Raw genomic sequence first — 23,514 nt, 5'->3', positions numbered from 1 at the left:
CGCACGGCCCCCTTGGGCCGTTTTCGCGGCGGCATACATTAACAGCTTTTGTGCGGTTAGCGGCTATTGACTCGCTGTTCGAGCAATTCTCGATTCGAAAGCGACACCAATTCGCCATCATCGGTCAGCAGGGTCGTCTTGACCGTACCGATCTCCTCGATATGCCCTTCAACCTCTCCAATCCGCACCTGCTGGCCCACTTGATAGAGTTCGCGCACGTAGATGCCTGCCAGTATTTGCCCGGCAATTTCCCGGCTGCCCAGCCCCATCGCCAACGCAACGGCCAGACCAACGGTAATCAGGCCGATGACGATGACATGGTTGAGCAGATCGGTCTTGACCTCCAACTGGCTGATCGCAACCGAGATGCTGATGATAATCACCAGGCCTTGGGCGATACGCCCGACGCCTGCGGCATACTCCAGACCGACGCCTTCGGCAGCGCCACGTACCAAGCCATTGGCCAACTGCGCCAACAGCACGCCAGCCAGCAGCACTAGAGCTGCGCCAAATACCTTGGGCAGGTAAAGGGCGAGCATGTCCAAGGTGGCCGAGACACGCTCAAGGCCCAAGGACTCGGCGGCCGAAACCAGGAAAATCAGCAACACGAACCAATAGACGATCTTGCCGATCAAGGTAGAAATCGGGACCTGGATGCCCACCCGGCTGAGCATCTTGGTCAGACCGGTACCGCTCATCAGGCGGTCCAGGCCGAACTTGGCCAGCAGTTTGGACAACAACGTATCGAGCAGCTTGGCTACCACGAAGCCGAGCAACACCACGACCAGGGCGCCGAACAGGTTCGGGATGAAGTTCGCCACCTTGGTCCAAAGGGCGGTCATGGCGGTGACCAGGCTCTGGGTCCAGAGATCGAGTTCCATATTCAATCGGCCTTATCTGCTTTTCTGCCAGCGGCAGGGTTGCGACGCACCGGCGCGACATGCGCCGAGCCATTGTTCACAGCGATCATCAGCGCCTGGCTCCAGCGCCCCAGCAAGCTGAACAGATCGCCCGCGCCGACCTGGCGGTTGGCGGTCTTGAGGACGCGACCCAGGCATGCGGCATCGTCTCGGTCCTGGCCGGACGGCGATGCCTTGAGCAGGTCGCGCAAGGATTCTTCAAACGGATCGTGCATAGGCACCTCGCGCAATGTCTGTCAAAGACGAGGGCTCGGGACTACGGGTCACACATGAATATGGGACGGATGTTTCAAAATGCCTCATGCATCCCCCGGCCGGACAGCCCATCATACCCAGCGTAACCGTCGGAACAGCCACCATTGCCCCGCCGCCAACCCCAGCACCACGGCGCAGGCGAACAGGAAGCCATACGGGCTCTCGGCGCCCGGAATGCCCCCGACATTGATGCCCAGCAGGCCGGTGACGAAGCTCATCGGCAGGAAAATGCAGGTGATGATGCCGAAGCGGTACATGGTCCGGTTCATCCGCTCACTGCGCCGTCGATCCTCGCTTTCCAGCACCAGAGCGGCCCGCTCGCGGGTCAGCTCGAGCTCTTCGAGATAGCGGATCAGGCTGTTGTTCAGCTCGTTCCAGTAGTCGGCATCCCCTTCGCCGAACCAGCTCCACTTGTTGCGCGAAAGTTGCGCATAGAGTTCCCGCTGTGGGGCGAGAAAACGCCGTAGCCCAGCAGCACGACGGCGGATCTGTTGCAGGCTGCCTTGCACCGGCGAATACCGTTCATCGGTTTCCACCTTCTCTTCTTCGAGATCGACCACTTCCGACAGGTCGCTAACCAACGCCTGGACCTTCTCGGTAAGCAGCTCCCCCATCAGCAGCAACAGCTCGGAGGCCGACTTCGGCCCCCTGCCCTCGTCCAATTGCTGAAGCACTTCATCACTGGCGCGCAGTGGTCGCAGGCGCAACGAAATCACTCGCCGGGCCTCGGCGAAGATCCGCACCGAGACCATGTCTTCGGGCTCGGCGCCGGGATTGAGATTCACGCCCCGCAAAAACAAAAGCATCTGCTCGTTGGCCAAGGGCAACAGACGCGGACGCGTGTTCTCTTCCAGCAGCAAGTCGCAGGCGAAGGTGCTCAGGCCGCTCTCCTGGAGCAACCAGGTACGCGTCTGGGGATGGCTGCGATCCCAGTGCAACCAAAGGCTTTCCTCTGGTTGCAACTGGAGCGCATCCAGCGCTGTCCGGGCAATTGAGCGCGCACCGCCTTTACCATCGAGCACCAGGGCATGGACCAGCCCCCACTGCGCGTTGTCTTCCTCGAACATTCCTGCTCCATCAGCGCGCGCGGCGCATCACTCCGGCATTTTCAACGGGCTTGGCGAGACGATCACGCCATTGTTGTCGGCATACACATATTCGCCCGGACGGAAGGTCACCCCAGCGAAGGTCACGGCCACGTTGAGATCGCCAATACCGCGCTTGTCGGTCTTCATCGGGTGACTGGCCAGGGCCTGGACACCGACGTCGGTCTGCACCAGCACGTCCACGTCACGCACACAGCCATAGATCACCAGGCCTTCCCAGCCGTTCTTGGCCGCCTTTTCGGCCAGCATGTCACCCAGAAGCGCGCGGCGCAGCGAACCACCGCCGTCCACCACCAGGACCTTACCCTTGCCATCGAGCTCGACCTGCTCCTTGACCAGCGAGTTGTCCTCGAAGCATTTGATTGTGACGATCTGGCCACCAAAGGAATCGCGGCCACCGAAGTTGCTGAACATGGGCTCCAGGACCTGGACCAGGTCCGGGTAGGCGTCGCACAAGTCGGGCGTTACGTAATGCTGCATGGCAAACTCCTGTCAGTCACAACGAAAGCGGGATTTGAGCAAGGCTACACCGGGGAGGGCCTTGCAGTCATCCGAGACTACTCAGTCAGCCGCTACTGCTCTTCGGCGGATTCGGCGGCCACCGTAGCCCCCGGCAACGGTGATTCAGGGGCCCTCAGCCAGCGCTCCACCAGTGGCCATACCTGCACCTGGGCCGCCTTGCTAACCAACATGTCCACATGCCCGAATGCGTCGAACCCTTCTTCAGCGCCAAGCCGTAAAAACTGCTTGCGCTGGCCACCCAACTGCTCGAACAACTTGCGGCAGGCCCAGACCGGGTCCTGGTAATCCGCCGCACCGGCCACTGCCAGCACCGGCACGTTCACGGTCGCCAGCCCCGCCCACCAGTCGTCCTGCTTGTCGCCGAAACGCCCGAACAGGCCGTGCCAGCCCAGGGTCTCCAAGGCCAGACCGATCGGCTCGTCCTCCGGCCCACGTTTGAGCCGCGACCCGGACAGCTGACCTAGGCGCTTGAGCAGCAAACGCGCGCTCCAGGCCACAGGCGGAACCTTCAACGGCCAATAGACCCGACTGACCTGGGTACCGAAGAACGCCGCGCTGGCCACCTGCTCGGCTGCCAAGTACGCGCCGCCCAGGGCTGCGGCGAGGATGGTGCCGCCCAGGGAGTGGCCGATCCAGTGCGGCGCCTGGCCGGCCTGCTCCTGGATGAATGCGCCGATCACCGGCAAGTCGAAGCGGGCATAGTCGGCCACCCGGTTGTGACGCCAGTGGCGGTTGCGGGGAGAAAGTCCATGGCCGCGCATTTCCGGAATCCACACATCGAACCCGGCGCGCGCCAGAAAGGCGCCTAGGCCGACGCCCTTGGGCGAATACCAGAAGCGGCGATTGGAGAAGCTGCCGTGCAGGAGAATCACCGGCACGCCTTGGGCTGCGGCCTGGTCGGCCAGCCCCAGGCGTGTAACGGCCAACTCGACGCTGGGGTCGGGGCTGTTGCCGGCCTTGATCCGGTACACATCCTCGCTCAGATCACCCCGGCGCTCGGCGCTGAGCAAGGCCACGGGAAACAGGGTACTGCTGCTTTGCATAGGTCGATTGCACAAAAAAGGGCGGGATCCATCGCTGGAACTCGCCCTGGAAGAAACCAGGCAGGAGCGCCGTGAAGCGCTCCCGCGTTCATTGCATCATGCCGCGCCCTGATCCTCGGCCAGGAAGAACCAGGTCTCGAGCACCGAGTCTGGGTTCAGCGATACGCTCTCGATGCCCTGCTCCATCAGCCACTTGGCCAGGTCTGGGTGATCCGAAGGGCCCTGGCCACAGATACCGATGTACTTGCCGGCCTTGTTGCACGCGGCGATGGCGTTGGCCAGCAGCTTCTTCACTGCCGGGTTACGCTCGTCGAACAGGTGGGCAATGATGCCGGAGTCACGGTCCAGGCCCAGGGTCAGCTGGGTCAGGTCGTTGGAACCGATGGAGAAGCCATCGAAGTACTCGAGGAACTCATCAGCCAGCAAGGCGTTGGATGGCAGTTCGCACATCATGATCACACGCAGACCATTGACGCCACGGCCCAGGCCGTTTTCGGCCAGCAGATCGACCACCTGGCTCGCCTCGCCCAGGGTGCGCACGAATGGCACCATGATCTCGACATTGGTCAGGCCCATTTCGTCGCGCACACGCTTGAGGGCGCGGCACTCGAGCTCGAAGCAGTCACGGAACGACTCGCTGATGTAACGCGAGGCGCCACGGAAGCCCAGCATTGGGTTCTCTTCTTCCGGTTCGTACAGCTTGCCGCCGATCAGGTTGGCGTATTCGTTGGACTTGAAGTCCGAAAGGCGCACGATGACCTTCTTCGGATAGAACGCCGCGGCCAGGGTGCTGATACCCTCGACCAGCTTCTCGACATAGAAGCCGACCGGGTCGGAGTAACCGGCCACGCGCTTGTCGACGCTCTCCTTGAGGTCGGCCGGCAGGCCTGCATAGTTGAGCAGCGCCTTGGGGTGCACGCCGATCATGCGGTTGATGATGAACTCCAGGCGCGCCAGGCCCACGCCTGCGTTCGGCAGTTGGGCGAAGTCGAAGGCGCGGTCCGGGTTGCCGACGTTCATCATGATCTTGAACGGCAGCTCAGGCATGGCGTCGACCGAGTTCTGCTTGACGTCGAAGCCCAGCTCACCTTCGAAGATGAAGCCGGTGTCGCCTTCGGCGCAGGAGACGGTCACGCCCTGGCCGTCCTTGAGCACTTGAGTGGCATTGCCACAACCGACGACCGCCGGGATGCCCAGTTCACGGGCAATGATCGCCGCGTGGCAGGTGCGCCCGCCGCGGTTGGTGACGATGGCGCTGGCGCGCTTCATGACAGGTTCCCAGTCCGGGTCGGTCATGTCCGAGACCAGCACGTCGCCCGGCTGGACCTTGTCCATCTCGGAGACGTCGTGGATCACGCGAACCTTGCCGGCGCCGATGCGCTGGCCGATGGCGCGACCTTCCACCAGGACAGTGCCCTTCTCCTTGAGCAGGTAGCGCTCCATGACATTGGCGCTGGAACGGCTCTTCACGGTCTCGGGACGTGCCTGGACGATGTACAGCTTGCCGTCGTCACCGTCCTTGGCCCACTCGATGTCCATCGGGCGCTGGTAGTGCTGCTCGATGATCATGGCCTGCTTGGCCAGCTCGCTGACCTCGGCGTCGGTCAGGCAGAAGCGCGCGCGGTCGGCACGGTCGACATCGACGGTCTTGACCGAACGACCGGCCTTGGCCTCGTCGCCGTAGATCATCTTGATGGCCTTGCTGCCCAGGTTGCGGCGCAGGATGGCCGGGCGGCCGGCCTGCAGGGTTTGCTTGTGGACGTAGAACTCGTCAGGGTTGACCGCACCCTGTACGACGGTTTCGCCCAGGCCGTAGGCGCCGGTGATGAACACCACGTCACGGAAGCCCGACTCGGTGTCGAGGGTGAACATCACACCGGCGGTGCCGGTTTCCGAACGGACCATGCGCTGCACGCCGGCGGACAGGGCGACCAGTTTGTGGTCGAAGCCCTGGTGCACGCGATAGGCGATGGCGCGGTCGTTGAACAGGGAGGCGAACACCTCCTTGGCGGCGCGGATCACGTTGTCCACGCCACGGATGTTCAAGAAGGTTTCCTGCTGTCCGGCGAAGGAGGCGTCCGGCAGGTCTTCAGCGGTGGCCGAGGAGCGCACGGCCACGGCCATGTTGTCGTTGCCTTGGGACATTTCGGCGAAGGCGGTGCGGATTTCGGCATCCAGACGCGCCGGGAACTCGGCTTCCATTACCCATTGGCGGATCTGCGCGCCGGTCTTGGCCAGGGCGTTGACATCATCGACGTCCAACGCGTCCAGGGCTGCGTGGATGCGGTCGTTCAGGCCACTCTGCTCGAGAAAATCGCGGTACGCCTGAGCCGTAGTGGCAAAGCCGCCCGGCACCGATACGCCGGCACCTGCGAGGTTACTGATCATCTCGCCCAGGGATGCGTTCTTGCCCCCCACATGCTCTACATCATGGACGCCGAGCTTATCGAGGGAAACTACGTACTCTACCAAGGTGATCTCTCCACTAACTGTATTGGAAAAGCTCAAGGGCGGCCGCCTGTCACACTGACTTGGCCGGACGCTTGTGGCCTGGACCTGGAAAATAAGTGAGAATGCCGAACAGTCACGTTCGGCAAACCGAACCTATCATACTCCAGAAAACTTCGGCAGCTTAAGGCCCAGGGTGCAAATGAAACGATCCGCGTTCTTCATCTCCGACGGTACCGGTATCACTGCAGAAACACTGGGCCAAAGCCTGCTGGCACAATTCGAAAGCATTCCTTTCAATAAATTCACCCGCCCCTACATCGACACCCCGGACAAAGCCCGGAGCATGGTGCAGCAAATCAATGCTGCCGCCGAACGGGACGGCATGCGGCCGATCATTTTCGACACCATCGTCAACCAGGACATTCGGGAAATCCTGGCAACGTCGAACGGCTTCATGATCGACATCTTTTCGACGTTTTTATCCCCGCTCGAGCAGGAATTGACCGCCCATTCGTCGTATTCCGTGGGCAAGTCCCACTCGATTGGCGGCAACTCCAACTACATGGAGCGCATCGAGGCAGTCAACTTCGCCTTGGATAACGACGATGGCGCGCGCACCCATTATTACGACAAAGCCGACCTGATCCTCGTGGGCGTGTCGCGATGTGGCAAGACGCCGACGTGTTTGTACATGGCCATGCAATTCGGCATCCGTGCGGCCAACTACCCACTGACCGAAGACGACATGGAACGCCTGCAATTGCCGGCGGTACTGAAAAAGTACCATCACAAGTTGTTTGGCCTGACCATCGACCCCGACCGCCTCACCGCCATCCGCCACGAGCGCAAGCCCAATAGCCGCTATTCGAGCTTCGCCCAGTGCGAGTTCGAGGTGCGCGAGGTGGAGAGCCTGTTCCGCCGGGAGAACATCCCGCACATCAACTCCACGCATTTCTCGGTGGAGGAAATCTCGGCGAAGATTCTGGTCGAGAAGGGTGTAGAGCGGCGTTTCAAGTAACATCCGCGCCGTTTGTTTCGCGGGCCTATCCGTTCCCGCAGACGTGCCCCGCCGCCGTCACGAATCTCGACAGCCCCAATGAAAAAAGCCCCGGCATCGCTGCCGGGGCTTTTTGTTTTCAGCTTACGCTCAGGACGGTATCACCGCCGCCTGCCCGCTCATGGCCAAGTCGACCAGCTCACGGTTGGCCACCGCATACATCGCGTAGTCGGTGCCCGTGGCGTTGCGCAGGTCATCGAGCATGGCGCGCCAGCGCTCCGTCATCACCCGGTGCTGTTCACACCACAGTGCGACACGGGCGTCCATGTCTTCCGGTGCATCGGCCATCTGCAACACAGAGATGGTGATCGCTCGCTGTTGCAGGTCGATGTCGTCGCGGAACGCCTCGCGGGCCAGGGCCTGCCAGTTGTTCTCCACCGGCAGGTTGCTGATCTCCTGCAGATACCAGGTCAGGTCCAGCGAGCTGCCCACGGCGAAGAACGCCTTGGCCACCTGGGCCGGATCGTGACCGGTGACATCCGAGGCCTCGATGATCGGCAACAGGGTGTACAGGTGGGTGGTGCCTGCGACCATGCGCGCCAGCAACTCCGGCACCCCGGCTTCGACGAAGCCCTGGTAGCGTTGCTGCCAGCGATCGCGGGTCGGGCCTTCGAGCAGCTCATCGAGCTTCAGGCCCAATTGGGCGATCTTCGGCCCGAAGTGCGCGACATCGCGACCGGCATCCTGCTCGTTGCGGCGGCTGCGCAGGAACCAACGGGTCGCGCGACGCCCCAGGCGCATCAGCTCATCCATCAGGGTCAGCTGGATCTCGGCCGGGACTTGGTAGTCCAGCGCCTCGATCTGACGGAACCAGTGCGGCAGGTGGAAAATGTCCCGAACGATCACATAGGCACCGGCGACGTTGGCCGGGCTCATGCCGGTGGATTCCTTCAGACGCTGGACGAACGTGATGCCCATGTTGTTGACCAGGTCGTTGGCGATCTGGTTGCTGACGATTTCGCGCTTGAGGCGATGACGGCGCATGGCGTCAGCGAACTTGCTGACCAACGACGGCGGGAACGCGTTCTCCATGTCGCGGGTCAGGTAGTCGTCATCGGGCACCAACGACTTGAGCAGTTGCTCCTTGAGGTCGATCTTGCTGTAGGAAATCAGCACCGACAGCTCGGCGCGGGTCAGGCCCTGGCCTGCGGCCAAACGCTCGGCCAGTTGCTCCTCGGACGGCAGGAACTCGATAGCCCGGTCCAGTTTGCCACGCGACTCCAGATCAGCCATCAGGCGCTTGTACTCGGCGATCCGCTCCAAGGCACGGCGGGCCGCCAGGGACAGGGCCTGGGTCTGCTTGTAGTTGTTACCCAGCACCAGCGAGGCGACTTCGTCGGTCATGCTACCGAGCAGTTGGTTACGCTGCTTCTCGGTCATGTCGCCACCCTGCACCACTTCGTTGAGCAGGATCTTGATGTTGACCTCGTGGTCGGAGCAGTCCACGCCACCGGCGTTGTCGATGAAGTCGGTGTTGGTCGCGCCGCCGTTGAGGCCGAACTCGACCCGGCCAAGCTGGGTCATGCCCAGGTTGCCGCCCTCGCCCACCACCTTGCAGCGCAGTTCATTGCCGTTGACCCGCAATGCGTCGTTGGCCTTGTCGCCGACATCGGCATGGCTTTCGCTGCTGGCCTTGACGTAGGTGCCGATACCACCGTTCCACAGCAGATCCACAGGGGCCTGCAGCAGTGCGTGCAGCAGTTCGGTCGGCGTCAGGCGGTCGGCTTCGATGGCGAAGCGTTCCTTCATCTGCGGGCTGATGGCGATGCTCTTGGCGCTACGCGGGAAGATCCCGCCGCCTTCGGACATGATGCTGGTGTCGTAGTCGCTCCAGGCCGAACGCGGCAGCTCGAACAGGCGCTTGCGCTCGACGAAGCTGGTGGCTGGGTCAGGATTCGGGTCGATGAAGATGTGCAGGTGGTTGAATGCCGCCACCAGCTTGAGCTTGTCCGACATCAGCAGGCCATTGCCGAACACGTCGCCGGCCATGTCGCCGATACCTACCACGGTGATCGGGTCTTCCTGCACATTGATGCCGCGTTCGCGGAAGTGGCGCTGCACGCCGACCCAGGCGCCGCGAGCGGTGATGCCCATGCCTTTATGGTCGTAGCCAGCCGAACCACCGGAGGCGAAGGCGTCGCCCAGCCAGAAGCCGTAGTCGTTGGCGATGCCGTTGGCGATGTCGGAGAAGGTCGCGGTGCCTTTGTCCGCGGCCACTACCAGGTAGGGGTCGTCGTCATCGTGACGCACCACGTTGGCCGGAGGTACCACGCCGCCGTCCTTGAGGTTGTCGGTAATGTCGAGCAAGCCCGAGATGAAGATCCGGTAGCAGGCAATGCCCTCGGCCTGGATCTCGTCGCGGCTACCGCCCAACGGCAGACGGCGCGGCAGGAAACCACCTTTGGCTCCCACCGGCACGATCACCGAGTTCTTCACCTGCTGGGCCTTGACCAGGCCGAGCACTTCGGTACGGAAGTCTTCTTCACGGTCCGACCAGCGCAGGCCACCGCGGGCAACGTTGCCAAAGCGCAGGTGCACACCCTCGACCCGCGGCGAATAGACGAAGATCTCGAACTTCGGCACCGGCTTGGGCAGCTCGGGGATCAGCTTGGGGTTGAACTTGAAGCTGAAGTACGACTTGTTCTGCCCGTTGGCGTCCGGCTGGTAGAAGTTGGTGCGCAGGGTGGCCTTGATCAGGTCCAGGTAGCGACGCAGGATGCGGTCTTCGTTGAGTACCTGGACCTCGTCCAGCGCAGTGAGAATGGCCTGCTCCAAGCGCTGCTGCTTGTCGTCCAGGTCCTCGACGGTGAGCTTGCGTGCCAGGTAGAAGCGGGTCTTGAACAACCGGGTCAGCTCGCGGGCGATGTCGGTGTGGTTGTTCAGGGTGCTGGCGATATAACCCAGGTCGAAGCCCAGGCGGATCTGCTTGAGGTAGCGTGCGTAGGCGCGCAGCAGCGCCACGTCACGCCATGGCAGGCCGGCGGTCAGTACCAGGCGGTTGAAGGCGTCGTTCTCGGCGTCGCCCTTGACGATGTGGATGAAGGCATCCTGCAAGATGTCGTTGAGCTGTTGGATGTCCAGGTCCAGGCCTTCGCTGTAGGTGAAGGCGAAGTCGTGGATCCAGTATTCGCGACCACTGGCATGGCGCAGGCGGTAGGGGAACTCGCCGAGCACGCGCAGGCCCAGGTTTTCCAGGATCGGCAGCACATCCGACAGCGCCAGCGGGGTGTCGGCGTGGTAGAGCTTGCAGTGCAGCAGGCGGTCGCCCAGACGGGTCAGCGGCTGGTAGAAGCTCATCGCCAGCGGCTTGCTCTCGGACAGCGCCAATACATGCTGCATGTCGACGACCGCCGAGTGGGCAGCGAAGCGCTCGCGGTAGCCGGCCGGGAAGCCTTTGGGGAAGTCGGCCAGGATGTTGGTGCCCTGGGCCTCGCCGAAATTCTCCACCACCAGGGCGGAGTAGTCGTCCTGCCAGGAACGGCAGGCCTGGATGACTTCGTTTTCCAGCTGCTGGGGGTCCAGGTCGATGCGGTTCTTCGGATCGACGCGCAGGATGAGCTGAACACGCGCCAGCACCGACTCGGAGAAGAACGTCCAGAACTCGCAGTCGCTGGCCTTCAGGCGCTCCATCAGCACCTGCTGAATCTTCTGGCGCACCTCGGTGGAGTAGATTTCACGCGGCACATAGGCCAGGCAGTAGCAGAAGCGGCCGTACGGGTCCTTGCGCAGGAACACGCGGATCTTGTTGCGCTCCTGGATCTGCACGATCGACATGACCGTGGTGAACAGCTCGTCCACTGGCGTCTGGAACAGATCGTCACGAGGCAGCACCTCGAGCACCTGGGCCAGCTCCTTGCCCAGGTGGGCCTTGGCGTCGAAGTGCGAGCGGCGCTCGACTTCCGCGACCTTGCCACGGATGTACGGAATGGTACGCACGCTCTCGCCGTACACCGACGAGGTGTACAGACCCATGAAGCGGCACTCCTTGACGACCTTGCCGTCGGCGTCGATCTGACGGATCGACACGTAGTCCGGATACGCCGGGCGGTGCACACGGCTCGGCTGCGAGGCCTTGGCGAACGACAGCAGGTCAGGCGCGCGCAGGTAGGCAACGGCGTAGTCCTCGATGCGCAGGTCATCGGCGCCCAGCCCTGCGCGCAGCAGGCGGGTCAGGCCGAGGAACGAACCTTCGTCATAGACCAGGTGGCCGCCATCGGCGTCGGACTCGACCACGAACTCTTCGTAACCGAGGAAAGTGAAATGGTTGTCCAGCAGCCACGACAGGAAGCTCTTCACCTCGGCCTTGTCATGTTGTGCCGGACCGAATGCGGTCTGCTCTACCAACTCCACCAGGTCGCGGACCTTGGCCTTCATCGGCTCGAAGTCGGCGACAGCCACCCGCACCTCGGCCAGCACCTGCTCGATTTCCTTCGTCAGGGTGGTCAGCTCGGCAGCGCTGGAGCAGCGGTCGATCTCCAGGTACATCAGCGATTCATGGCGCACGCCCTCGCCCTGGGTGCCCTTGGGCAGCAACTCCAGCAGCTCGCCCTTGGCGCCGCGGCGCACGCTGAGCACGGTGGTCTGCAGGGTGTGGATGCTGTAGCCGCGACGGTTGAGTTCGGTACGCACCGAGTCGACCAGGAACGGCAGGTCATGGTGCAGCACCTCGACCACGGTGTGGGTCGATTGCCAGCCGTGGCGTTCGTAATCGGGGTTATAGACCCGCACCTGCGGGTGTTGGGGGTCGAAGCGCTCGATGATGCGCCAGGCAGAGAGGGTGCAACCGGCCAGGTCCGAAAGCCTGCGCTGGGTGAGTTCGTCCAGAGAGATGATGCCGAAGAACTGTTCGGCGAACAGCGCCACTTGTGGCAGTGCCTGCTCGCTGATGTGCTGCGCCAGGGCCGCTTGCAGTTGATGCTGGAAGTCGGCTTTGCTGGCTGCGGTGAAGAACGCCATCTGTGGTACTCCGCTTGGGCTTTGTTATTAGGTGAAGCGTCGCGTGCGTCCGCCGTTCACGGTCAACGATAGTCAAACCGTGACGACAGGGCGGTGAAAACCAGGCGTTTGGACGCGATCAGCACGTCCATCCGTTCCATGGATGGGCACCTGCAAAGACGACTGCCCCTCAGGGCTGTGGCTTTACGGGTGTCCATCGACTGGGCAGCTTAACGACTGAGCGGTCACCACGGCTTGCAGCGCTGCGACAATTTCGGTCAAGGGGCGGTAACTTTACGTTTATGTCCATGCCCAAGGCTGTCAGAATTCCCGCTCATTTCTTTGACCTGAGCCTGCCTATGCAACTGAAAACCGCCCTGCTCTTCGCCACACCCTGCGACGAAGAGGAAGACAACATGGCGACCTTGTGCTGCCACAGCGACAAGGGGCAGATGTTCCTGCTCACCCGTTACCCCGACGAAGACACCGTGGACCTGACCCTGGACGACGAGCCTTCGACGCTAGACGGGCTGAAGGTCACGCTGAGCGCCGACCGCCTGCTGATCGAGGTGGCCGCCGGCGACCGAGATGCGCTCAAGGGCTCGGAGCAGTTGGAGATCCTACTGACCTCACCGGGCACGGACCTCGAGGAGGTCGAGCTGACTTTGCGCAACATTCTCGACGGCACCGGGACCTACGTCAGCGAGCTCTGAACGCGGTAGCGGCAGGCTTGCTTTCTCCAGGGCCCGCTCTCATAACCCCTTGAAATCGTTGACAGGCGATCCTCACCCCAGGCATTGTCTGACAACCTGATCAATAGGCAGCATATCCCATGCTAGAGCTCCAGCGCCCGGACACCTTGGTCGAACGGGTCGTCAGCGCCATCCGCGCAGAAATCGATTCCGGCCGCCTGGCCGCCGAATCGCGCCTGCCCACCGAACAGCAACTGGCCGAACAGCTCAATGTCAGCCGTTCGGTGGTGCGCGAGGCAGTGGCGCAACTGAAGGCGGACGGCGTGCTCATCGCCCGGCGCGGGCTCGGCTCCTATATCTCGCAAACGCCCTGCGGCACGGTTTTCCGCTTCCCCGGGAGCAACGGGCGCAAGCCAGACCTCGTGCAGATGTTCGAGATGCGTCTGTGGATCGAAACCCAAGCTGCCGCCGTTGCGGCCCGCCGCCGCGACGACGCGGACCTCGCCCGCATGGCCCAGGCTCTGCAGACGATGCTCGACGGGCGCAGCGACCTGGCCACAGCCTCTGCCGCCGACGTGGCCTTCCACCGGGCCATTGCCGAAGCCAGCAAGAACGATTATTTCGTGGCCTTCCATGATTTTCTGGGTGGCCAGCTAGCCACCGCGCGCCGCAACGCCTGGGAGAACTCCGCGGCTCTTCCCCAAGGCGGTGCAGCCGATGCCAACCGTGAACACCAGGCGCTGTACCAAGCCATTGCCGACGGTGACCGCCAGGCGGCTGCCGCCTGCGCTGAAGCCCACCTACGGGCATCGGCCAGACGCCTGAAGATCGACCTTCCCGACCTCGACTGATTTCGGAGCCTTCGCATACGGCCTGGCGACCTTTCGTACGCCCTACTTAGTCTGACAACCTGATAAGCAGATTCACCGACAAGATCACCAAGGTATCCCCTGCATGACTTACGACTACTGCATCATCGGCGGCGGCATCGTCGGCCTCGCCACCGCCATGGCCCTGCTCGAACAGCGCCCCGGCGCCTCGTTGCTGATCCTCGAGAAGGAAACCAGCCTCGGTCTTCACCAGACCGGCCACAACAGCGGCGTGATCCATGCAGGCATCTACTACGCACCAGGCAGTCTCAAGGCCGACCTGTGCAAACGCGGCGCCCAAGCCACCAAGGACTTCTGCACCGAGCACGGCATCGCTTTCGAGGTCTGCGGCAAACTGCTGGTGGCCTCGAACGATCTGGAAATGCAGCGCATGCACGCGCTGTACGAGCGCTCGCAGCAGAACGGGCTGAAGGTCGAGCGCCTGGACGCCGCCGAACTCAAGCGCCGCGAGCCGAACATCGTCGGCAAGGGCGCGCTGTTTCTCGATGCCACCGGCATCGTCGACTACAAGCAGGTGTGCGACGCCATGGCCCGGGTCATCCAGAAGGCCGGCGGTCACGTTCGTCTGGCCACCACCGTGCGGGCGATCCAGGAACAGGGCGACTACGTCGAGGTGAGCAGCGACAGCCAAAGCTGGCGCGCCCGCCAGCTGGTCGCCTGCGCCGGCTTGCAGTCCGACCGCCTGGCGCGCCTGGCCGGAGTGAAGATCGACCACCAGATCATCCCCTTCCGCGGTGAGTATTACCGCCTGCCAGCGAGCAAGAACCAGATCGTCAACCACCTGATCTACCCGATCCCTGACCCGGACCTGCCGTTCCTTGGCGTGCACCTGACACGCATGATCGACGGCAGCGTCATCGTCGGCCCCAATGCGGTGCTGGGCCTGGGCCGGGAGAACTACCGCAAGTTCTCGGTGAACTGGCGCGATGTGGCCGAGTACGCGCGCTTCCCGGGCTTCTGGAAAACGATCTGGAATAACCTGGGCTCGGGCACCACTGAAATGAAGAACTCGCTGTTCAAGCGAGGCTACCTGGAGCAGTGCCGCAAGTACTGCCCGCAGCTGGAGGTAGAAGACCTGCTGCCGTATGAGGCCGGCATCCGCGCCCAGGCGGTCATGCGCGACGGCACCCTGGTGCACGACTTCCTGTTCGCCGAGACCCCACGCATGGTGCATGTCTGCAACGCACCCTCGCCTGCAGCCACCTCCGCCATCCCTATTGGCCAGATGATCGCCGCGAAGATCCTCAAGGCCCGCTGAAACCCCTGCATAGCCCACTACAAAGACAATAAGGAAACCTCAGATGTCGGTACACGAGGCGGCCCTGGCCGCGACCGAAACCCCGGACCAGCAGCGCAAACGCCTGCGCAAGGTGGCAGCAGCGACCATCTTCGGCTCGATGCTGGAGTGGTATGACTTCTACCTGTACGCCACCATGGCAGCGATCGTCTTCTCGAAGATCTTCTTCGATGCCAGCAACCCGGCCGTGGCCTCGCTGCTGGCGTTCTCCACCTTCGCCATCGGCTTCATCGCCCGCCCCTTCGGCGGCGTACTGTTCGGCTACCTGGGCGACCGCTTCGGGCGCAAACAGGTGCTGGTGATCACCTTCTGCATGATGGGCGTTTGCACGGCCCTGATCGGCCTGATCCCCAGTTACGCCAGCATCGGCATCTGGGCCCCGATCATCCTGGTGGTGATCCGCATCATCCAAGGTCTGGGCGCGGGCGCCGAATTGTCCGGCGCGGCGGTCACCTCCTACGAGCACGCCAGCGAAGGCAAGCGCGGCAGCCAGGGTGCCTGGCCGGCACTGGGCCTGAACCTGGGCCTGCTGCTGTCGTCGCTGACCGTGTATCTGCTGACCATGAACGGCAATGAATTCCTGCTCGCCGGCGGCTGGCGCATCCCGTTCATCGCCAGCATCGCACTGGTCGGCATCGGCCTGTGGGTGCGCAAGAGCATCCCTGAGACCCCGGATTTCAAGAAGCTCGACCAGGCCAAGGATAAACCCCAGGTCTCGCCGCTCAAGCTGCTGTTCAAACATGACCTCAAGGGCCTGGCGGTGGTGTTCTTCGTAGCCATCGGCTACAACGCACTGAGCTACATCTTCAAGACCTTTTCCCTGGCCTACCTGACCCAATTCAAGGGCGTCGAGGCCCATGTCACTTCGCTATCGGTGACCATTGCCAGCCTGGTGGCGATCTTCACCGTGCCGTTGTTCGGCTGGCTGTGCGACAAATGGAGCAGCAAGACCGTACTGATGCTTGGCGGTGTGCTGTCGGCAGTGTTCGCCTACCCCTTCCTGCAATTGCTGAGCACGGGCGAGCCGACCCTGATCTACATCGCCATCGCGATCGGTACCGGCATCCTCGCGCCCATGATGTTCGCCCCTCAGGGCTCGTTCCTCAGTCGACAGTTCCCAGCCCAGACGCGCTCTTCGGGCTTTGGTACCGGCCGCGAGATCGGCACGGCCGTGGCCGGCGGCCTGGCGCCACTGGGCGGACTGGCCCTGGTGGCCGGATCGGCCACCCATTCCACTGACGGTGTGGCATTGATTTTGGCGATCTCTGGCGTATTGGTGGTGGTCTTTGCCCTGTTCGACCAAGGGCGCAAGCATTCCAGCGCGAAGAACTGACGCGCACTGGCGGCCCGATCGCAGCCAACCCACGATCGGGCCGAGCCACCCCGTTGAACTGCCCCGGCTTCACCGGACCAGCCCTGCAAGAAAAATCCACGCCGCCATTGGTCGGCATGGGCCTGGATGGATTAAAGTATCACCCCCTGCCCGGACGCCGCTGTGCCAGCACGCCAGGCCCATTTCCAGGAACCGTCGACGATGGAACACCGTGAGGCGCTGATCGCGCTGCGCACCTTTCTTTCCTCCCAGATCCTTGGCCAGGAGAAGCTGGTCGAACGCCTGCTGATCGTGCTGCTGGCCGACGGCCACATGCTGGTCGAAGGCGCACCGGGCCTGGCCAAGACCAAGGCCATCAAGGAACTGGCCGAAGGTATCGAAGCGCAGTTCCACCGCATCCAGTTCACCCCCGACCTGCTCCCGGCCGACATCACCGGCACCGAAATCTATCGCCCGGAAACCGGCAGCTTCGTGTTCCAGCAGGGGCCGATCTTCCATAACCTGGTGCTGGCGGACGAAATCAACCGCGCTCCGGCCAAGGTGCAGTCAGCGTTGCTCGAAGCCATGGCCGAGCGCCAGGTCAGCGTCGGGCGCAGCACCTACGAGCTGTCGCCGCTGTTCTTGGTCATGGCCACCCAGAACCCGATCGAGCAGGAAGGTACCTATCCCCTGCCCGAGGCCCAGCTCGACCGCTTCCTGATGCACGTGAAGATCGGCTTCCCGGATGCCGCCGTGGAACGACGCATCCTCCAGCAGGCCCGCGGCGAGGCGCTCGGCGGCGAGGTCAAGCCGGAGCGACGGGTCAGCCAGCAGGCGATCTTCGCCGCGCGCAAGGAAATCCTCGGCCTGTACATGGCCGACGCCGTGGAGGAATACCTGGTGCAGTTGGTGATGGCCACCCGCACACCGGCCAAGTTCGACGCCGAGTTGGCCGACTGGATCGCCTATGGCGCCAGCCCGCGCGGCTCGATCGCCCTGGACCGCTGCGCCCGCGCCCACGCCTGGCTGGCCGGGCGTGATTTCGTCAGCCCCGAGGACATCCAGGCAGTGCTGTTCGACGTGCTGCGCCACCGCATCATCTTGTCCTTCGAGGCGGAAGCGGCGGGGATCGACCAGGACCGGGTGGTCCAGCGCATCCTCGACGTTGTCGCTGTCGCCTGACCCCATGCCCACCGCGCACCTGACCGAACCCGGCATCCGCATCGGCCTTGCCGAGTTGATCGACATGCGTCACCGCGTGCGCGAAATCCAGCTGTTTTCCCGGCCCGGCCAGCGCAGCCCGCTGGTGGGCCTGCACCACTCCAAGCTGCGCGGACGCGGCGTGGACTTCGACCAGGTGCGGGTCTACCAGGCTGGCGACGACGTGCGCAACATCGACTGGCGCGTCACCGCGCGCACCCAGGAGCCGCATACCAAGCTGTTCCACGAGGAGCGCGAACGGCCGATCTTCATCCTGGTCGAGCAGAGCCAACGCCTGTTCTTCGGCTCCGGACTGATGTTCAAGTCAGTCCTGGCGGCCCAGGCTGCGGCCCTGTTCGGCTGGGCCGCGCTGGGCCACAACGACCGCATCGGCGGACTGGTGTTCGGCGACAACGAACACCACGAGATCAAACCCCGGCGCAGCAAACAAAGCCTGCTGCAGTTGCTCAACCGACTGGCCAAAGTGAACCAGTCGCTGCACACCGAGGCCGTGCCCCAGCCCGACAGCCTGGGCCTTGCCTTGCGCCGCGCCCGCGAGGTGCTGCGCCCAGGCAGCCTGGCCATCATCATCTGTGACGAACGCGCCTTGACCCCTGGTGTCGAGCAGCACCTGAGCATGCTCTCGCGCCACTGCGATCTTTTGCTGATGCCCGTCTCCGACCCGCTCGACCACGCGCTGCCGGCCGCCGGCTTGCTGCGTTTTGCCCAACGCAGTGCCCAATTGGAGCTCGACACCCTCGATGCCAACCTGCGCCAGGCCTACCGCCAGCAGGCCGAGGCGCGCATCGAGCGCTGGGAGCTGCTGGCGCAGAAGCTGCGGGTACTGTTGATGCCCTTGAGCACCCAGAGCGAGATGATCGAGCAACTGCGTGAGTACCTCAACGCCCAGCGCCCGGGGAGCGGTCAATGAACCCGCTGGACCAGTTGCAACCCTTGATCGCGCCGCCGGCCGTGAGCCTGTGGCCGCCCGCGCCGGGCTGGTGGGGCCTGCTCGCCCTGCTGCCCCTGCTCGGCTGGGGGCTGTGGCGACTGCGCCACTGGCGTCCGGCCAAACCCCGAGTGGTGCGCGCCGAGCAGCCGCTGGACCCTATCCGCCTGGAAGCACTGGCCGAACTGGCTCGCCTGCCCCGCCCCTACGACGGCGCACCTGCCGGCGCCTGGCTGCAGCACATCAACGCGCTGCTCAAACGCCTGTGCCGCAACCACTACCCCGGCGCCAACAGCCACACGCTCAACGGCCGTCAGTGGCTGGCGTTTCTAGACAACCGCTGCCCGGCCGCAGGCCTGACCCGCTGGATGGTGCTGGTCGAAGGCGCCTACAAACCCGAGTGCAAGCTCGACGACAAGGCCATCGCCGGGCTCGCCCAGGCGGTCGAAATCTGGATCCGCAAGCATGTTTGAGCTGGCCTGGCCGTGGGTCTTCTTGCTGTTACCGTTGCCGTGGCTCGCGCGCCTGGTGCTGCCGGCTGCCGACAGCGGCGAGCCGGTGCTCAAGGTGGGCTTTCTCGATGAACTCGAAGGCCTGGCCGGGCGCCGTGCCCGCCTGAATCTGCCGACCTGGCGCCAGCAGGCGCCCTTCGTGACGATCTGGCTGCTCCTGCTGCTGGCCGCTGCCCGTCCCCAATGGCTCGGCGATCCGGTGCCGGTGGCGGCCAGCGGTCGCGACCTGCTGGTGGCGGTGGATGTGTCCGGCTCGATGGACTTTCCCGACATGCAGTGGAAGGACGACGAAATCAGCCGCCTGGACCTGGTCAAGGCGCTGCTCGGCGATTTTCTCCAGGACCGCGAGGGCGACCGGGTCGGGTTGATCCTGTTCGGCAGCGAAGCCTACCTGCAGGCGCCGCTAACCTTTGACCGACGCACCGTGCGCACCTTTCTCGACGAGGCGCAGATCGGCATCGCCGGTAAGAACACCGCCATCGGCGACGCCATTGGCCTGGCGGTCAAACGCCTGCGCCAGCGTCCGGCGCACAGCCGGGTGCTGGTGCTGATCACCGACGGAGCCAACAACGGTGGGCAGATCCACCCGCTCACCGCCGCCCGCCTGGCCGCCCAGGAAGGCGTGCGCATCTACACCATCGGCATCGGTGCCAACCCCGAAGCCAGCGGTACGCCAGGGTTGCTGGGCCTTAACCCGAGCCTGGACCTGGACGAAGCCTCGCTCAAAGAGATCGCCGAACTGACCCAGGGGGCCTACTTCCGCGCCCATGACGGCGCCGAGTTGGTCGCGATCGGCGATACCCTCGACCAGCTCGAACCGGTGGCCCAGCAACCGACCCAGGCACGCACCGCCAAAGCCCTCTACGCCTGGCCGCTGGCCTTGGCATTGCTCTTGAGCGTGCTGCTGGTGGTCGCCGTGCAATGGCCGGACAACCTCTTCCAACGCCTGCTGCGCCGACCGCGCTTTCTACAGCCGCACCCGGAATGGCGCCAGCGCCTCAAGCGCCTGCGTCTGAGGAGGCGGCGATGATCGAACTCTGGCCGCAATGGCTGCGCCCTCTCTGGCTGCTGGTGATCCCTCTGCTCGGCTGGCTGCTGTTCAAGCTCTGGCACCGGCGCAAACGCGCCGGGCGCTGGCAGCTAATCCTTCCCGTGCAATTCCATGGTGTGCTGCTCGGCGGCGGCAACGGCCAGACCAGCAAGTTGCCGTGGATCGCCCTGGGCCTGGCCTGGCTGTTGGTGGTCCTGGCCTTGCTTGGCCCAAGCTGGCAACGCCTGGAAGAAACCCGCCAGCGCCCCGCCGACCCGCTGGTGATCCTGCTCGAGCTGACTCCACAGATGCTCGCCGAAGACAGCACGCCCAACCGCCTGGAGCAGGCCCGCCGCAAGATCTTCGACCTGCTCGAGCACCGTCGCGACAGCCAGACCGCCCTGGTGGTGTATGCCGGCAGCGCGCATACCCTGGTGCCGCTGTCCGACGACCTGGGCACCACCCGCAACCTCCTGGAGGCGGTCGATCCGTCGATCATGCCGCAGCCCGGCCAACGGGCCGACCTGGCCGTGCAGAAAGGCCTTGCCCTGCTCGCCCAGAGCGGCCTGGGCCAGGGGCGTCTGTTGCTGATCGGCTCGGCGCTGAGCGACGCCGAACGCAGCGGCATACTCAAGGCCCTGGGCCGTCAGGGCCCCAGCCTGCTGATGCTCGGGATCGGCAGCAGCGAGGGCGCACCGGTGCGTCAGGCCAACGGCGAATACCTCAAGGACGATCAGGGCGGCATTCTCCTGCCCCGCCTGGACAGCGCCAGTCTCAAAGCCTTCATCAACGGCACCGGTGGACGTTACCGCCACGCCCGCATCGACGACCTGGACCTGCGTGGCCTGGGGCTGTTCGATAACCCTCACGCCCTGCGCAGCAACGGCCAGACCGTGCAACTGGACAGCTGGGCGGACCAAGGCTACTGGCTGCTGCTGCCCTTGCTCGTGCTGGCCGCCTGCGCCGGTCGGCGCGGTTGGCTGTTCTGCCTGCCGCTACTGCTGGCCTTGCCGCAACCGAGCCAGGCCTTCGAATTCAACGACCTGTGGCTGCGCCCGGACCAGCAAGGCCAGCGCCTGCTCGAGCAACAACACCCTGCCGACGCTGCCCGGCACTTCGAAGACCCGCAGTGGCGCGGTATGGCGCTGTACCAGGCGGGCGACTATGAAGCAGCAGCCAAGGCCTTCGCCCAAGGCAGCAGCGCCGCAGCCCACTACAATCGAGGCAATGCCTTGGCCCGCGCCGGGGAGCTGGAAGCCGCGCTGGATGCCTATGAGCAGGCCCTGGAACGTCAACCCGACCTGCAGCCGGCCCTGGACAACCAGGCGTTGGTCCAGCAATTGTTGCAGCAACGCCAGGCCAAGGCCGAGGAACAACCGGCCGGCAGCGAGTCCGAAGGTACCCCCGGCAACGAGACCGAGGGCAACAGCAGCTCAGCGTCCAGCCCAGCCCAAAGCACACCTGGCAGCGATGAGCAGGCCTCCTCCCAGGCTCAGGGCGAGAACGCAAGCAATGCGCAAGGGCCAGGCAGCTCGCAACCTGGCGATGACGACAGCACCACCCAGCCGCCGCAGCGGCCGGTCTCCACCAGCCTGGATGCCGAACAGCGCCAGGCCCTGGAGCAATGGTTGCGGGAAATCCCCGACAACCCGGCCCAGCTGCTGCGGCGCAAATTCTGGTATGAACAGCAATTGCATCAGGACACCTCACGATGAGTCGCCTCGGCGTCTTACTATTCAGCCTGCTGTGGCTTCTCCAGGCCCAGGCCCAACCGACCCTGCAGGCCAGCGTCGACCGCACTCGCCTGCAGGCCGGCGAAACCTTGGAGCTGACCCTGGAAAGCCAGGACGTCACACAATTCGGCAAGCCCGACCTGCGCGCCCTGGAAGGCGACTTCGAAGTGCGTGGCACCCGCCAGCTCAACAGCCTGCACACCCTTGACGGCGAGACCCGCGCGAGCACCCGCTGGATCATCACCCTGCTGCCCAAGCGCAGTGGCAGCTTGCGTATCCCTGAGCTGCAACTGGGCCAGTCGCAGAGCCAAGCCATCGAGCTGCAAGTACTGCAAGCCGATGCCAGCCGTCCCGAGAGCGCCTCCAAAGTCTTCGTCGAGGCCAGCCTGGACAGCCCAGAGGTGTACGTCCAGGCCCAGGCCGTGTTGACGCTGCGCATCTATCACTCGGTGTCGCTGTACGACGACAGCAGCCTGAGCCCCTTGCAACTGGACAACGCCAAGGTCGAGCCGTTGGGCGAATCGCGGACCTATGAAAAGGAAATCAACGGCGTACGCCACGGCGTGATCGAGACCCGCTATGCGATCTACCCGCAACAAAGCGGCACCCTGGAGCTCCCGGCACTGACCTTCACCGCCACCGCCGCCGACAATGGCGAGCAGCCGGCCGGCACCCCGCGCGTGGGTCGCCAGGTCCAGGTCAGCTCGTTGCCACTGCAGCTGAAGGTGCGGCCGATCCCCGGCGCCTGGCCTGCCGATCAACCCTGGCTGCCGACGCGAAGCCTGACCCTGGAAGAACACTGGAGCCCGGACCCAAGCAACCAGCAGACGCAGATCGGCGACTCCCTGACCCGCAGCATCACCTTGCGCGCCGAGGGGCTGTCCAGCACCCAGCTACCGCCTTTGCCAGCCACCGAGATCCACGGTTTGCGCCGCTATCCGGACCAACCTGTACTGCGCAATGAAATCAGCGAACGGGGCATGACCGCCAATCGCGAGGAGCGCGAGGCACTGGTCCCGACCCACAGCGGCGCCCTGGCCCTGCCTGCACTGGAAATTACCTGGTGGAATACCCGCGAAGACCATCTGGAGCACAGCAGCCTGCCGGCGCGCACCCTGCAAGTGGAAGACAACCCGGCCCTGAGCGCCGACACGCCGGTCGGCGACAGCAGTGCCAGCAATGCTCGCGTGTGGCCCTGGCAGCTCGCGACCCTGGTGCTGGCGCTGACCACCCTGCTGGGCTTCGCCCTGTGGTGGCGCGCCCGCTCGCAGCCGGCGGTGCTGCGGGCCACCCAAAGCGGTCCGAGCCCGCGCAGCCTGCTGGACGATCTCAAGCGCGCCTGCCAGGCCAACGACCCCCAGGCCACTCGTCAGGCGCTTGACGCCTGGGCACGCCAGCAGCCGGAAACCCTGGCCGAGATGGCCGCCCGTTTCGTACCCTTGTCCGATGCCTTGGATGGGCTCAATGGCGCCTTGTACAGCGAAAGCGGCCAGTACTGGCAAGGCGACGAGCTGTGGCGTGCCATCGGCACCATCCCACCGGCCGAGCAGGTTCTGACGCCTTCGGGCGAAACAGGCAGCCTGCCGCCGCTTTACCCCAAATAACCTTCA

Annotated in this window: 18 protein-coding genes; 11 read left to right on the top strand and 7 right to left on the bottom strand. The window is 64.1% G+C overall.

Going from position 1 to position 23,514, the window contains the following annotated elements:
* Positions 1-56 precede the first annotated feature (56 nt).
* The 6 genes from R6G97_RS15550 to ppsA form a co-directional block, all read right to left on the bottom strand.
* Complete coding sequence (locus R6G97_RS15550; RefSeq protein ID WP_043206740.1) at positions 57-881, bottom strand: mechanosensitive ion channel family protein; 825 nt, start codon at positions 879-881, stop codon at positions 57-59.
* Between the two features lie 2 nt (positions 882-883).
* Positions 884-1,135 (bottom strand): hypothetical protein, encoded by a 252-nt coding sequence (locus R6G97_RS15545; protein ID WP_043206741.1) that lies wholly within the window; start codon positions 1,133-1,135, stop codon positions 884-886.
* Positions 1,136-1,246: 111 nt separating this feature from the next.
* A complete protein-coding gene (locus R6G97_RS15540; protein ID WP_043206743.1) occupies positions 1,247-2,242 on the bottom strand; it encodes a zinc transporter ZntB in 996 nt (331 codons plus the stop codon).
* A gap of 27 nt (positions 2,243-2,269) precedes the next feature.
* Complete coding sequence (rraA, locus tag R6G97_RS15535) at positions 2,270-2,761, bottom strand: ribonuclease E activity regulator RraA (protein ID WP_043206744.1); 492 nt, start codon at positions 2,759-2,761, stop codon at positions 2,270-2,272.
* Between the two features lie 92 nt (positions 2,762-2,853).
* Positions 2,854-3,846: an alpha/beta fold hydrolase gene (locus R6G97_RS15530; RefSeq protein ID WP_317847198.1), complete on the bottom strand. Its 993-nt coding sequence runs from the start codon at positions 3,844-3,846 to the stop codon at positions 2,854-2,856.
* A 96-nt stretch (positions 3,847-3,942) separates the two neighbouring features.
* Positions 3,943-6,318 carry a phosphoenolpyruvate synthase gene (gene ppsA, locus R6G97_RS15525; protein WP_070573363.1) on the bottom strand — a complete coding sequence of 792 codons (2,376 nt, stop codon included), beginning with the start codon at positions 6,316-6,318 and terminating at the stop codon, positions 3,943-3,945.
* 178 nt (positions 6,319-6,496) lie between these two features.
* On the opposite strand from ppsA, the gene ppsR reads away from it, so the two are divergent.
* The gene (gene ppsR / locus R6G97_RS15520) at positions 6,497-7,315 is read left to right on the top strand and encodes a posphoenolpyruvate synthetase regulatory kinase/phosphorylase PpsR (RefSeq protein WP_043206750.1); all 819 of its coding nucleotides are present in this window, start codon (positions 6,497-6,499) and stop codon (positions 7,313-7,315) included.
* 129 nt (positions 7,316-7,444) lie between these two features.
* Here the strand turns inward: ppsR and R6G97_RS15515 are convergent, their stop codons facing one another.
* Positions 7,445-12,310 carry an NAD-glutamate dehydrogenase gene (locus R6G97_RS15515; RefSeq protein WP_317847197.1) on the bottom strand — a complete coding sequence of 1,622 codons (4,866 nt, stop codon included), beginning with the start codon at positions 12,308-12,310 and terminating at the stop codon, positions 7,445-7,447.
* A 338-nt stretch (positions 12,311-12,648) separates the two neighbouring features.
* Here R6G97_RS15515 and R6G97_RS15510 point away from each other — a divergent pair, with 338 nt between their 5' ends.
* The 10 genes from R6G97_RS15510 to R6G97_RS15465 all read left to right on the top strand — a co-directional run bounded on the left by R6G97_RS15510 (position 12,649) and on the right by R6G97_RS15465 (position 23,508).
* Positions 12,649-13,002, top strand: a complete 354-nt coding sequence (locus tag R6G97_RS15510; protein ID WP_043206753.1) for a hypothetical protein — start codon at positions 12,649-12,651, stop codon at positions 13,000-13,002.
* A gap of 119 nt (positions 13,003-13,121) precedes the next feature.
* Positions 13,122-13,832: a FadR/GntR family transcriptional regulator gene (locus R6G97_RS15505; RefSeq protein ID WP_043206755.1), complete on the top strand. Its 711-nt coding sequence runs from the start codon at positions 13,122-13,124 to the stop codon at positions 13,830-13,832.
* A gap of 103 nt (positions 13,833-13,935) precedes the next feature.
* Entirely contained in the window at positions 13,936-15,129 is a 1,194-nt protein-coding gene (lhgO, locus tag R6G97_RS15500) for an L-2-hydroxyglutarate oxidase (protein ID WP_317847196.1), read from the top strand.
* Between the two features lie 43 nt (positions 15,130-15,172).
* Positions 15,173-16,501: an MFS transporter gene (locus R6G97_RS15495; RefSeq protein ID WP_043206760.1), complete on the top strand. Its 1,329-nt coding sequence runs from the start codon at positions 15,173-15,175 to the stop codon at positions 16,499-16,501.
* Positions 16,502-16,702: 201 nt separating this feature from the next.
* Complete coding sequence (locus R6G97_RS15490; protein ID WP_043206762.1) at positions 16,703-17,662, top strand: AAA family ATPase; 960 nt, start codon at positions 16,703-16,705, stop codon at positions 17,660-17,662.
* A 4-nt stretch (positions 17,663-17,666) separates the two neighbouring features.
* Positions 17,667-18,611, top strand: coding sequence for a DUF58 domain-containing protein (locus R6G97_RS15485; protein ID WP_043206852.1), 945 nt, complete (start codon positions 17,667-17,669; stop codon positions 18,609-18,611).
* Positions 18,608-19,102, top strand: a complete 495-nt coding sequence (locus tag R6G97_RS15480; protein WP_070573355.1) for a DUF4381 domain-containing protein — start codon at positions 18,608-18,610, stop codon at positions 19,100-19,102. The genes R6G97_RS15485 and R6G97_RS15480 overlap by 4 nt, the downstream gene beginning before the upstream one ends.
* Positions 19,095-20,171 carry a vWA domain-containing protein gene (locus R6G97_RS15475; protein ID WP_317847195.1) on the top strand — a complete coding sequence of 359 codons (1,077 nt, stop codon included), beginning with the start codon at positions 19,095-19,097 and terminating at the stop codon, positions 20,169-20,171. Before R6G97_RS15480 ends, R6G97_RS15475 begins: the two co-directional genes overlap by 8 nt.
* The gene (locus R6G97_RS15470) at positions 20,168-21,886 is read left to right on the top strand and encodes a tetratricopeptide repeat protein (protein ID WP_043206766.1); all 1,719 of its coding nucleotides are present in this window, start codon (positions 20,168-20,170) and stop codon (positions 21,884-21,886) included. The genes R6G97_RS15475 and R6G97_RS15470 overlap by 4 nt, the downstream gene beginning before the upstream one ends.
* On the top strand, positions 21,883-23,508 hold the full coding sequence (locus R6G97_RS15465; protein ID WP_043206767.1) for a BatD family protein: 1,626 nt from the start codon (positions 21,883-21,885) through the stop codon (positions 23,506-23,508). The genes R6G97_RS15470 and R6G97_RS15465 overlap by 4 nt, the downstream gene beginning before the upstream one ends.
* Positions 23,509-23,514 lie beyond the last annotated feature (6 nt).

It is taken from the genome of Pseudomonas sp. HTZ2, assembly GCF_033173945.1.
Lineage (GTDB): Bacteria > Pseudomonadota > Gammaproteobacteria > Pseudomonadales > Pseudomonadaceae > Aquipseudomonas > Aquipseudomonas guariconensis.
Note: the sequence above shows the minus strand (reverse complement) of the source record. Positions and strands in the feature narration are given on the sequence as shown.